Genomic DNA, 12387 nt, shown 5'->3' with positions numbered 1-12387 from the left:
TTTTATACAAGTGTGCAGTATCAATCGTGCCCAAATAATGATTCTCAAATTTAAGATAAGTCAAGGATCACATTTCAGATAATTCCCTCACTATTAACGTAGATTAATCTCATCATTTTGGTAACAGGTTTGTTACCATGGCAATGTTATAGATTTAAGACTTTTTGCAGGCGTTTCTGCGCTATTAAGAATATAGATCTAAACCTTTCAGACCCCATAAACACAATCTCGTTACGATTGCTTTTGTAACCACCGTGTTTGTCGTGTCTTGCTACACCTAATAAAAAATTACAACTTCTGGGAGAGTACCAATGGCAACAATGGCCTTTAAGCCATGGGAGCGAGTAATTACTGACGTTCGTCTAGTTCCTCGTATGATTATGCTGATGGTCTTTAGTACCATCTTGATTATTGCTAAGCAGTTGTGGGACGCGCATACCTTTTATCAAGCATTGTTAGCTGCAACCCAAAACACCACTGTTGCCGAGCAACACTATGAAGAATACTTGGTCCAAGTTGCTTGGCAAACTTGCCTGATGATTGTGATTTTTGTCGTGTTGTTACTCTTTGCTGCCCGCGTTATGCTGCGTCAAACTCACTACCTTACCCATGCGATTAAACAGATCTCGAATCGAGATTTGTCACAAACCATTGGAATGGATTGTAAAGATGAATATGGTGATGTAGCCCGCGAACTAGAAAAAGCTCGTGTTCAGTTAAATGACTTAATAAAAACGCAAATCGAAGCTTCCCAGGAGTTAACATCTTTAACGGAAGTAATGGCGTTAAGCATGTCTGAAACGAAAGATTCTGCGATGGAAGAGTTTGATGAGATTGATCAACTGGCATCAGCGATGAGTGAAATGTCCTCAACGGTTCAAACCGTTGCTGAGCATGCACAAAATGCATCATGTTTGACTGAGAACGCGTCACAACAAGCTTCGGCTGGTCGAGAATTTGTAAAAGATACCGTACGTAAGATGAGTGAATTGTCGAAAGATATTTCTCAGTCTGCTGGCGCCGTCAGCGAAGTTGAAGAGCGAGTTGTTGCGATTGAAACAGTGATTAGTACGATTCAAGGCATTTCTGAACAAACTAACTTACTAGCATTGAACGCGGCAATTGAAGCGGCTCGTGCCGGTGATACTGGTCGGGGGTTTGCTGTGGTTGCTGATGAAGTGCGTAACTTAGCTCAACGTACACAAACCGCGACAGTTGATATCCAAGATATGATTGCTCAGTTGCAAGGTAGCGCTAATTCTGCTGTTGAATTGATGGAGAAAAGCGTTGTTGAAGCGGCTGATGGAGTCGAGTTGGTGACGAATGCGGGTAATGAGCTAGATGGTATTGTCGACCAAGTGCAGCAGATTAATGACATGAACTTCCAGATAGCGTCTGCGGCTAGTCAACAAAGTGCAGTGGCAGAAGAGATGAATCAGAACCTGACTAATGTACGTGAGCTGGTGAATGCATCAGTTACTGTCGTAGGGGAACTCTTGGAAACATCGCAAATCATGCAAAATAACGCTGAAGAATTAGATAAGAAAATTACATCGTTCAATGTTTAATGGTTGCAGCACAAGATGATTGAAAAGCGCTGGCTGGGTCCAGCGCTTTTTTGTGCTTGGAACATTCCCCCTCGATAAATAGAGATGTTCAATCAGGTACTTGAAGGGATCTTTAGGTATACTCTTTAACATCGCATCTATGACTCGACAAGGATTTATCATGTCATTACCTGCTCCTTTACAATCTTCCAGCAATGCTGTGTTTGCTCAATTATCTTCGGTTGTTAGTACTTCTTCATCATGGTCCTCTTCGTTGTTAGGCGAGCTAGAATCTGTACTTGCCTTGTGCCCATTTGTCGGAGAAGTGTTAGTTCGTGATGAAGGCGTATTACGACAATTACCTGAGTTGCTTACTACTGGCGATAGAGCGGCTGACTATCGTAAAGATTTGGCCGTATTGTTGGCTGAATGTAAGGATGAAGCGAATGCGATGCGCTGTTTACGCCGTTTTCGTAATCAGGAAATGGTAGTGATTGCGTGGCGGGATTTTCTATCTAAGTGGAATGTGGAAGAGAGCTTACATCATTTATCGGAATTGGCAGAAGCTCTTATCTTTGAAAGTTATCAGTGGCTTTATCAGCGTTGTTGCCACGATTGGGGAACACCAGTAAACGCGCAAGGGGACCCTCAGCCAATGTTGATTATTGGCATGGGAAAACTCGGGGGCGGAGAATTGAACTTTTCTTCCGATATTGACCTCATTTTTACCTACCCAGAGAACGGAGAGACGGTCGGTGCTCGCCGAGCTATTTCCAATGCTCAATTTTTTACTCGTTTAGGACAGCATTTAATAAAAATGCTCGATCAGCAAACGGTCGATGGGTTTTGTTATCGAGTTGATATGCGCCTACGACCATTTGGTGAGAGTGGCCCGTTAGTCATGAGCTATGCTGCGCTGGAGGATTATTATCAAGAACAAGGACGAGATTGGGAACGCTACGCGATGGTAAAAGCCCGTGTCATGGGAAGAGAAATGTATCCGCAATATCAAGAATTGCGGCAAATGCTTCGACCTTTTGTGTTTCGTCGTTACATCGACTTTAGTGCAATCCAATCGTTACGTCGGATGAAAGCGATGATCCGTAGTGAAGTTCGTCGTCGGGGGCTAACCAATAATATTAAATTGGGCGCGGGAGGCATTCGGGAAATCGAGTTTATTGTTCAAACGTTTCAGTTAATTCGTGGCGGTAGGGAACCTTCATTACGTCATAGAGGCTTATTGACGACTCTAGACGGCATTGAATCATTAGAATTGTTAGATAAGGCGGATATTCGTTCACTACGATCGGCCTATCTGTTTTTACGCCGAGTGGAAAATTTACTGCAAGCTCTCCATGATCAACAAACTCAAACTTTACCGGATCAAGAACTTGATCAGCAGCGTTTAGCTTACGCTCTTGCTTGTACTGATTGGGATGAAGTGATGGGGCTCATTCAGCAACATATGGCACTCGTGCACTTAGTCTTCGTTAATGTGATTGGGGAAGAAGAGGAAGAGTCTGTACCAAGTGTTCCTGAATATTTTCAAGAGCTGTGGGATATGTCCCATCAAAGTGAAGTGGTGCAACAGATCTTAGAAAGCGATTTACACATGGACGATAGTGAATCACTGATTGCAGCGCTAAAACAATTTAAACATGATCTTGCGAAAAAGACCCTTGGGTTAAGAGGAAGAGAAGTCTTAAGTCACTTGATGCCGAAAGTGTTCCAAGCGATTTTCGCTCATCCTGATGCTCAATTTGGTTTTACACGAGTGCTTGCTTTATTAAATAGTGTGGTGACTCGAACAACTTATTTAGAGCTGCTTGATGAACACCCTGCGGCACTGACGCAATTAGTGAAGTTATGTACCGCGAGCCCAATGATTTCTGAGCAATTATCTCGTTACCCTATTTTGCTTGATGAACTGATTGATCCTCAACAGCTATACAACCCAATTGAACCTAGTGAATATCGTCATGAATTACGTGATTTTCTCGCTCGAATTCCAGAAGATGATATGGAACAGCAGATGGAAGGGCTGCGTCAATTTAAGCAAATTTGTCTTTTAAAAATAGCGGCAGCAGATATCGCAGGCGTGTTGCCCGTGATGAAGGTAAGCGACCATTTAACCTATCTGGCTGAAGCTATAGTTGAAGCCGTTGTGCATCAAGCTTGGCTGCAAATGAAAGAAAAATATGGCGAACCTAATCATCTTTCAGAGCGTAATGGGCTTGGTTTTGCTGTGATCGGTTATGGCAAAGTAGGTGGTTGGGAGTTAGGTTATAACTCTGATCTGGACATCGTATTTTTACATGATTGTCCTGTTACTGCTTATACCGATGGGAAAAAGGAGATCGATGGTCGCCAATTCTATTTGCGTTTAGCACAGCGAATTATCCATATTTTTTCAACGCGTACTGCTTCTGGCATTTTATATGAGGTAGATACTCGGTTGCGTCCTTCTGGCGTTTCAGGTTTATTAGTGAGTCCTGTTGAGGCGTTTGCTGAGTATCAAGCACAAGAAGCTTGGACTTGGGAGCATCAAGCTCTAGTTAGAGCGAGAATGATCTTTGGTGATACCGAATTGGCAGCCGCATTTGAGTCAACGCGCCACACCATCTTGACTCTAGAGAGGAACGACGAAGCATTACGCCAAGACGTTATAACGATGCGAAATAAAATGCGCGAGCACTTATCGTCTAAGAAATCGGGAAGATTTATGCTGAAGCAAGATGTCGGCGGTATTACTGATATCGAATTTTTAGCACAATATTTGGTACTGCGCTTTAGTTATGAATATCCAAAACTGACAACCTGGTCAGATAACGTGAGAATTTTTGAATCACTGGCTGAACAGAAAGTGTTGAGTGAAGAACAGGCGTTAGCGCTGACAGATGCTTATACCTCAATGAGAAACCAGATTCATCGCCGTAACTTACTGAATCAGTCTGCGGATGTCTCTGATGATAAATTTGTTGAGCAGCGTCAGCGAGTAGAGCAAGTTTGGCAACAATGGTTAGGTTGAGCCTGTTTTAGTCATAGCTAAGGCTATGGTAAACTGCGCCGCATATTGAATTTTGGAGATCCATAATGAAGCCAATCCTACCTGACTACAGTGATGCTGGGGTACTGATCATTGGTGATGTCATGCTTGATCGATACTGGTATGGACCAACTGGACGTATCTCACCAGAAGCTCCTGTGCCAGTTGTCAAAGTTGAGCAGAACGAAGAGCGTCCTGGCGGCGCTGCAAACGTAGCGATGAATATCGCCTCTCTAGGCGGTAAGGCTCGTATTGTTGGTTTAACAGGTAAAGATGAACCTGCTCAAGTGTTAACCGATAAATTATCCTCGCTGAATGTGATGTGTGATTTTGTTGCATTAGATGACTATCCAACAATTACCAAATTACGCATTCTTAGTCGTGGTCAGCAATTGATTCGTTTGGATTTTGAAGACAAATTTGAAAATACTGATCCAGCGTTAGTGTTGACTAAAATGGACCAAGCTCTGCCTAACGTGAAAGCTGTCATTCTTTCCGATTATGCGAAAGGGGCACTAGAGCATGTTCAGCAATACATCCAAAAGGCACGTGCCGCTGGTGTACCTGTGTTTATTGATCCGAAAGGTGCGGATTTTGAACGTTATCGTGGTGCAACGATCTTAACGCCAAATATGTCTGAATTTGAGCAAGTGGTTGGTAAAGTCACTTCTGATGAAGACTTGGTGGAAAAAGGTCGCGCGTTAATTGAACAGTTTGATTTCGAAGCTCTCCTTGTCACACGTAGTGAACACGGTATGACATTATTACGTCGTGACCAAGAACCGTTCCATCTGCCAACTCAAGCGAAAGAAGTTTATGATGTAACAGGTGCGGGTGATACGGTGATTTCTGTATTAGCTTCTTCCGTTGCTGCGGGTAAGCCAATGGATGAAGCTTGTGCCTTAGCTAATGCCGCTGCAGGTGTGGTCGTCGGCAAATTGGGTACATCAACCGTATCGACTATCGAGTTAGCCGAAGCCGTTCATGGCAGTAAAGATTCTGATTTTGGTATCGTTAACGAAGCAAAATTGATTGAAGCGGTTAAGCGTGCTCGTGCGCGTGGTGAAAAGGTTGTGATGACGAATGGCTGCTTTGATATTCTCCATGCCGGTCATGTTTCCTATTTGAACAATGCCGCAGAGCTAGGTGATCGCCTGATTGTCGCTGTTAATACCGATGAATCCGTTAAAAAACTGAAAGGTCCTGGTCGCCCTGTTAACTCCACTGAGCGACGCATGGCTGTTCTGGCTGGATTAGGGGCTGTTGATTGGGTTGTTCCATTTAGTGAAGAAACACCACAACGTCTTATTTCCGAAGTTTTGCCAACACTGTTAGTTAAAGGTGGCGATTACAAACCAGAAGAAGTGGCCGGTGGTAAAGAAGTGATTGCTGCTGGTGGTGAAGTACGCATCTTAAATTTTGAAGATGGTTGCTCAACGACAGAAATCATTGAAGCGATTAAAGGTGGTAAAGGGTAATCCTTGCCAAGAGAACACAAAAACGCCAGCAATTCGAAATTGCTGGCGTTTTTTATTGCGCTATATACTGTGGCGCTACGGCACTAAGATTTCTTCAGTCCCGCATTGATGTCTAATACATCTTGCTCACTTAGAGTCCCTGTCGCTTGGTGCAATTGCAGAACGCTTAGAATGTAGTCATAGCGTGCATCGGCAAGGTTTTTGTTGGCGTCGTACAGGCGACGAGTGGCGTCTAAAACATCCACAATAGTACGTGTACCGACCTCAAACCCTGCTTGGGTCGCTTTTAATGCTGATTTCGCAGAAACCAATGCTTGTTGGTACGCTTTAACTGCACCGACAGAAGCACTGATGTTGTTATTATATGCGCGAACATCTTTAATCACACTACGGTATTGAGCTTCAAGATCTTGGCTTGCTTTGACGAAAGAAAACTCAGCTTGTTTACTCAGTGATGTAAGATTACCACCAGTATAAAGTGGTACAGATAGATTAATGCCTACACTCAGATCTTTTGTGTCATGACCTGCGTATGTATCGTAGTAAGCGTAATCAGAGTCTTGTTCGCTATTGTAGTTGTAGCCGCCATCGAGTGTTAAAGAAGGTAAGTTTTTCGATTTTGCTAAAGCAATTTGATCCTTAGCGATATCTTTACCAATGCGGCTAGCAAGCAGTGTTAGGTTTTTCTTCTCTGCTTGTTCTAGCAGTTGGTGAACCGTTTCTTCTGTGCGAGATGTTGAAAAGCGTTCTGTATCAAGGACGCTTAGGTGAGTTGGCTCTTCACCTGTGATTTCGCGTAGTGATTCATAGCTGTTGGTCAGCTTGTTTTTCGCCAAAATTTCATCGGCTAAAACGGCATCGTACTGAGCTTGAGCATCGTGCACATCCGTGATAGCAGACAAACCTACTTCGAAACGCTGTTTGGTTTGATCAAGCTGGCGACCCACCGCATTTTTTTCGGATTGAACGAAGGCCAGATTATCTTTCGCTCTTAATACTTCGAAATATGCATTTGAAACTCGCATGATTAAGTTTTGTTGCGCTGCCGCGTATCTTGCATCGGCTTGGCGTGCTTTTTTCTCTGCTGTACCTAGCGATAGCCAGCTTGAGCGCTGATAAAGCTCTTGAGTAAAGTTAATACCAGCACTGTATGCTTTGCTATTACGAATGCTTTCATCACTCTCGTTGATTTTGTAACCAGCAGTTAAGTTGATTTGTGGTAAGAGCGAGCTGCGGCTTGAGTTCACTGCTTCAAAGGCGTTATCGCGAACAGCTTCAATACCGAGTAACTGAGGATCATTCTTTTTCGCGAGTTCATAAATTTGGGCCAGGTTGTCCGCCCAAGCAGAAGCACTTAGGCTTCCGAATGCTGCACTAATAAAAAAAATAGGTAGCAGTTTCTTCATTGGTCCTATTCCGCCATTAAAAAATTTTAAGTTCTTTGTTGAAGTGAGTTTATCGTAAATTAGGTTTAATTGATGCTAAAGTTTCCAGATTTTTTCTGTTTACACTATGTTGCATAGATGTACTTAGTATGAATTTTCTAAATAAAAATTTAAAAATTGTATAAAAAGTTGAGCCATGTCCTTGGTTCAACCTTAGTTCCATGAGTAAACTATATGATTCACTGAAGGGGGATACCAATGCAAGACAATCAGCCAATCGGAGAGAAATTTTCGTCTCAAGATCTCGAAATCTTGTCTAAAGAGACTCTGTTTCAGGGATTTTTCCGTATGGTGAAATACCGTTTTAAGCATCGCTTGTTTGAAGGTGGCTGGAGCCAACCTATTGAACGAGAAATGTTTGTTCGTGGTATTGCCGCAGCGGTACTACCTTATGACCCAGTGACCGATTCTGTCGTGATTATTGAACAGATTCGGGTTGGAGCACTTGAGCATGCTCATCCGTGGCAATTAGAAATTGTTGCTGGTATTTTGGATCGTGATGAAGAGCCTGAAGAGATTGTTCGCCGTGAAGCCCAAGAAGAAGCGGGCATTACTATTGGTAACGTTGAGCGTATTACTGCGTATTATCCTTCTTCGGGCGGTTGTAATGAAAAACTCGAAGTTTATGTCGGTGAAGTGGATGCATCTCTTGCAAAAGGCATTCATGGTTTAGACTATGAAGGAGAGGATATTAAAGTGCATGTAATAAATCGCGAACAAGCCTATCAGCTAGTGCGAGAAGGCCGTATTGAAAATGGGGCATCTATTATTGCGTTGCAATGGTTACAACTGAACTATGAAACTTTACGAAAGCAATGGCAAAAATAACTTTTCACAATTCTTATCATGTTGACTTGAAAGAGCTGATGCGCGTTTATGAAACGAATTACGCTAAGCTTAATGCTCTCTTGCCTCATAAACCTGAGGTGGGTGAGGTTCGTTGTTATCAAGCGGCGCACATGACATATCAATTGGAAGTGTCTGAAGTCACGAAATACACGACATTAGTCGACATTTGTCAAAGTGATGAGATTGCAGTGTTTCCTTTACCAACGATGTCTGTCAGGCTATATCACGATGCACGAGTAGCAGAAGTGTTTTCGACTGATCAACTCACTCGAGTTGAGCCTCGCTACTGTTATCCTAACGATAAAATGGTACAGAAAGACGAGAAAGCTCAAGTAAATCGATTTTTAGGAGACTGGCTATCTTTTTGCCTAAGACATGGCATCAGCCGAGCTCCTATTAATATCAGTCCTCAATAATTACTTTAGGTTTATCGATTTTGAACGTGTCGTCCGGTTTAGAGAATTTAGATAGCGTCAAGCTATTGCAGATTACTGATACGCATTTATTTGCGCCTGATGATGGTGGATTATTAGGTGTGAATACGGCTGATAGCTTTACCGCTGTTGTGAATGAAATTCAGCACAACAAAGTAGAGTATGACGCTATTTTGGCTACGGGAGATATCTCGCAAGATCATAGCTTAGAATCTTATCAGCGTTTTGCCGAGGGAATATCTTGTTTAAGTAAACCGTGCTTTTGGTTACCTGGCAACCACGATTTCAAGCCGAATATGGGGGGGGTGTTACCTTCTCCCCAAATTCATGATGAAGTACAAATCTTGCTTGGTAAGCATTGGCAAGTCATCATGCTCGATTCTCAGGTTTCCGGTGTCCCCCATGGGTATTTGAACGATCAGCAACTAGAGTTACTTGAAAAAGCACTCAGCCAGTATCCCGAGCGTTGGTCGTTGGTTGTTTTGCATCACCACCCCGTTCTTGTGGATAGCGAATGGTTGGATCAACACACCTTGAAAGCTAGTGAGGCTTTTTGGTCTGTGGTCAGTCGCCATACTAATGTTAAAGCCGTGCTTTGTGGTCATATTCATCAAGAGTTAGACTTAATTCACCAAGGGGTGAGAGTGTTAGCTACGCCCTCTACGTGCGTGCAATTCAAACCTAAGTCGAATGAATTTTCGGTTGATAAACGTTCTCCTGGTTGGCGAGAGTTAGAGTTAATGGCCGATGGCTCCATCACGACAAAAGTGAAACGATTAGCTAACAGTATGTATTTACCTGATTATAATGCTAACGGCTATTGACCGTTTTTTTACTTTCTTACTTTATCAAAAGTGAATGAGCTTTTTGGGAGATTAAGTATTTATGTCTCAACCCTCTGTTCTGATTTATATCCATGGTTTTAACAGTTCACCGTTGTCCCACAAAGCTCAGGTAATGGCGCAATACTGTGCTCAGTACCGACCAGATATCCAAGTTATCGTGCCTAAATTACCGTCATTCCCATTGCAAGCCGCTGAATACTTGCGTCAAATTGTTGAACCTCTATTGTCCACACATAATGTTGGAATTATTGGCAGTTCGTTAGGCGGGTATTTTTCAGCGTGGTTACATCAAGAGTATGGCTTACCCGCTGTTTTAGTGAATCCAGCGGTAAGACCTTATGAATTATTGGTTGATTATCTCGGACCGCAAACCAATCCCTATACTCATGAACAGTATGTTTTAGATAAGTCACATATTGCTGAATTAAAAGCGTTGGATTGTCCAACATTAACTCATCCAAAATCTGTTTGGTTAATGATGCAAACGGGCGACGAGGTGCTAGATTTTCAGCAAGCAGTGGACAAGTACAGTGATGCAGTTCAAACTATTGAGCAAGGTGGTGATCATAGCTTTATTGATTTTGAGCGCTACCCCGAAAAAATCATCCACTTCTTAAATCTTTGAGTTTTCAATGCGGGAAACGTCATAAAATTTAATCGTTGCTGATTGATGACGCTTGACAACATATGGTCTTATCCAGACTATGTCCCCCTTAGACTTTCATCGTTTCCCTGAACAAGAAGGCACATATAGATGTTTTTCATCAATCAAACTCGTTGTGATTTTGTGTCAGCTCAATGTTTAGGGTAGCTGTGAAGTTATACATAATTTATCGATAAAAGCATTCCGTATTATGACAGAACAATATAATGCTGGAGCCATTGAGGTTCTTAATGGTTTAGAGCCAGTACGTCGCAGACCTGGGATGTATACGGAAACCAACCGTCCTAACCACTTAGGGCAAGAAGTCATCGACAACAGTGTCGATGAAGCGTTGGCTGGGTATGCAACTAAGGTTCAAGTTATTCTCCATGCAGATCAATCCCTTGAAGTAATTGATGATGGCCGGGGAATGCCTGTAGATATTCACCCGGTAGAAAAAGTCTCCGGTGTTGAACTCATCATGTGCAAGTTGCATGCTGGCGGTAAGTTTTCTAACAAAAACTATCAATTCTCTGGTGGTCTTCACGGGGTAGGTATTTCGGTTGTTAACGCGTTATCTGATCGCGTTGAAGTCACCGTTCGCCGTGATGGACAAGTGTATGAAATTGCTTTTGAGCATGGTAGCAAAGTGTCAGAACTTACTGTTACTGGTACGTGCGGGCGCCGTAATAAAGGGACTAGCGTACATTTCTGGCCAGAAGCCAAATACTTTGATTCTCCGAATTTCTCTGTTAGCAAGCTGATTAATAACTTGCGCGCTAAAGCCGTATTATGTCCAGGCTTAGAAGTGGTGTTTACTGATAAAGTGAACGATAAAGAACACCATTGGTGCTATCAAGATGGCTTAAAAGATTATTTGGCTGAAGGCGTTAAAGGTTTCCCTGTTCTTCCTGAAGAGCCATTTACCGGTAAGTTTTCTTCAGAAACAGAAGCGGCTGATTGGGCACTTATTTGGTTGCCTGAAGGTGGTGATTTGATCACTGAAAGCTACGTAAACTTAATTCCAACGGCCTTGGGCGGGACGCATGTTAACGGGTTACGCCAAGGCTTGTTAGACGCAATGCGAGAGTTTTGTGAGTTTCGTAACTTGTTACCACGTGGTGTGAAACTGACTGGTGAGGATGTGTTTGACCGCTGTGCTTATGTACTTTCGGTTAAAATGTTAGACCCTCAATTTGCCGGTCAAACCAAAGAGCGTTTATCTTCTCGCCAAATGTCTGGTTTTGTATCAGGAGTGGTGAAAGACGCGTTTAGTTTATGGCTAAACGAAAAGCCACAGCTTGCAGAACTCCTCGCTGAAGTATGTATCGCGAATGCTCACAAGCGCATGCGTGCGAGCAAAAAAGTGGTGCGCAAGAAAGTGACGTCTGGACCCGCTTTGCCTGGTAAATTGACCGATTGTTCGCAACAAGACTTAAGCCGTACTGAACTGTTTTTAGTGGAAGGTGACTCTGCGGGCGGTAGTGCTAAGCAGGCTCGCGATCGAGAGTTTCAAGCCATCATGCCACTACGCGGTAAGATTCTTAATACTTGGGAAGTCGCGGGCGATCAGGTTCTGGCATCACAAGAAGTGCATGATATTTCTGTGGCGTTAGGCATTGATCCTGACTCTGACAATCTTGATACACTACGTTACGGTAAGGTTTGTATCCTCGCGGATGCGGACTCGGATGGATTACACATTGCAACTCTGCTTTGTGCTCTGTTTACACGTCATTTCCCTGGTTTAGTCGCAGAGGGGCACGTTTATGTGGCAATGCCTCCTCTATATCGTATTGACTGTGGTAAGGAAGTTCATTACGCACTTGATGAACAAGAAAAGGCGAGCATTATCGAGCGCTTGAGTAAGAAAAAAGCCAAGATCAATGTGCAGCGATTCAAAGGTCTAGGTGAAATGAACCCAATTCAGCTTCGTGAAACCACTATGGATCCCAACACGCGACGTCTGGTGCAGTTGACCATCGACGATGCTCAAGAAACCAAAGAAATGATGGATATGCTGTTAGGTAAAAAGCGCGCCGATGATCGTCGCAGCTGGCTACAGAAAAATGGCGATCAAGCTGAAGTAGAGGTGTAGTG

Annotated in this window: 9 protein-coding genes; 8 read left to right on the top strand and 1 reads right to left on the bottom strand. The window is 43.2% G+C overall.

Annotated features, from left to right (window positions below; translation table 11 throughout):
- The first annotated feature begins 311 nt into the window (after positions 1–311).
- From I1A42_RS14025 to hldE, 3 genes are all read left to right on the top strand, one after another.
- Positions 312–1568, top strand: coding sequence for a methyl-accepting chemotaxis protein (locus tag I1A42_RS14025; RefSeq protein WP_161153825.1), 1257 nt, complete (start codon positions 312–314; stop codon positions 1566–1568).
- Between the two features lie 160 nt (positions 1569–1728).
- Positions 1729–4575, top strand: a complete 2847-nt coding sequence (gene glnE / locus I1A42_RS14020) for a bifunctional [glutamate--ammonia ligase]-adenylyl-L-tyrosine phosphorylase/[glutamate--ammonia-ligase] adenylyltransferase (RefSeq protein WP_196123859.1) — start codon at positions 1729–1731, stop codon at positions 4573–4575.
- A 65-nt stretch (positions 4576–4640) separates the two neighbouring features.
- Positions 4641–6071 carry a bifunctional D-glycero-beta-D-manno-heptose-7-phosphate kinase/D-glycero-beta-D-manno-heptose 1-phosphate adenylyltransferase HldE gene (hldE, locus tag I1A42_RS14015; protein ID WP_161153827.1) on the top strand — a complete coding sequence of 477 codons (1431 nt, stop codon included), beginning with the start codon at positions 4641–4643 and terminating at the stop codon, positions 6069–6071.
- A gap of 83 nt (positions 6072–6154) precedes the next feature.
- On the opposite strand, the gene tolC is transcribed toward hldE, so the two are convergent.
- Positions 6155–7477, bottom strand: coding sequence for an outer membrane channel protein TolC (tolC, locus tag I1A42_RS14010; protein ID WP_161153828.1), 1323 nt, complete (start codon positions 7475–7477; stop codon positions 6155–6157).
- A gap of 237 nt (positions 7478–7714) precedes the next feature.
- Here tolC and nudF point away from each other — a divergent pair, with 237 nt between their 5' ends.
- From nudF to parE, 5 genes are all read left to right on the top strand, one after another.
- Entirely contained in the window at positions 7715–8344 is a 630-nt protein-coding gene (nudF, locus tag I1A42_RS14005; protein ID WP_196123858.1) for an ADP-ribose diphosphatase, read from the top strand.
- Positions 8332–8781 carry a DUF1249 family protein gene (locus tag I1A42_RS14000; RefSeq protein ID WP_161153830.1) on the top strand — a complete coding sequence of 150 codons (450 nt, stop codon included), beginning with the start codon at positions 8332–8334 and terminating at the stop codon, positions 8779–8781. Before nudF ends, I1A42_RS14000 begins: the two co-directional genes overlap by 13 nt.
- Before the next feature lie 20 nt (positions 8782–8801).
- On the top strand, positions 8802–9623 hold the full coding sequence (cpdA, locus tag I1A42_RS13995) for a 3',5'-cyclic-AMP phosphodiesterase (RefSeq protein ID WP_161153831.1): 822 nt from the start codon (positions 8802–8804) through the stop codon (positions 9621–9623).
- A 61-nt stretch (positions 9624–9684) separates the two neighbouring features.
- Positions 9685–10269 (top strand): esterase YqiA, encoded by a 585-nt coding sequence (gene yqiA / locus I1A42_RS13990; RefSeq protein WP_196123857.1) that lies wholly within the window; start codon positions 9685–9687, stop codon positions 10267–10269.
- Positions 10270–10498: 229 nt separating this feature from the next.
- Positions 10499–12385 carry a DNA topoisomerase IV subunit B gene (gene parE, locus I1A42_RS13985; protein ID WP_161153833.1) on the top strand — a complete coding sequence of 629 codons (1887 nt, stop codon included), beginning with the start codon at positions 10499–10501 and terminating at the stop codon, positions 12383–12385.
- Positions 12386–12387 lie beyond the last annotated feature (2 nt).

The sequence above is a fragment of the Vibrio nitrifigilis genome, assembly GCF_015686695.1.
GTDB lineage: Bacteria > Pseudomonadota > Gammaproteobacteria > Enterobacterales > Vibrionaceae > Vibrio > Vibrio nitrifigilis.
The sequence above is the reverse complement of the archived record's forward strand: the minus strand, read 5'-3'. Positions and strand labels throughout refer to the sequence as shown.

Coding starts and splice junctions, on each gene's coding strand:
- I1A42_RS14025 (WP_161153825.1), top strand. CDS start 312: ATGGCAACAATGGCCTTTAAGCCATGGGAGCGAGTAATTACTGACGTT.
- glnE (WP_196123859.1), top strand. CDS start 1,729: ATGTCATTACCTGCTCCTTTACAATCTTCCAGCAATGCTGTGTTTGCT.
- hldE (WP_161153827.1), top strand. CDS start 4,641: ATGAAGCCAATCCTACCTGACTACAGTGATGCTGGGGTACTGATCATT.
- tolC (WP_161153828.1), bottom strand. CDS start 7,477: ATGAAGAAACTGCTACCTATTTTTTTTATTAGTGCAGCATTCGGAAGC.
- nudF (WP_196123858.1), top strand. CDS start 7,715: ATGCAAGACAATCAGCCAATCGGAGAGAAATTTTCGTCTCAAGATCTC.
- I1A42_RS14000 (WP_161153830.1), top strand. CDS start 8,332: ATGGCAAAAATAACTTTTCACAATTCTTATCATGTTGACTTGAAAGAG.
- yqiA (WP_196123857.1), top strand. CDS start 9,685: ATGTCTCAACCCTCTGTTCTGATTTATATCCATGGTTTTAACAGTTCA.
- parE (WP_161153833.1), top strand. CDS start 10,499: ATGACAGAACAATATAATGCTGGAGCCATTGAGGTTCTTAATGGTTTA.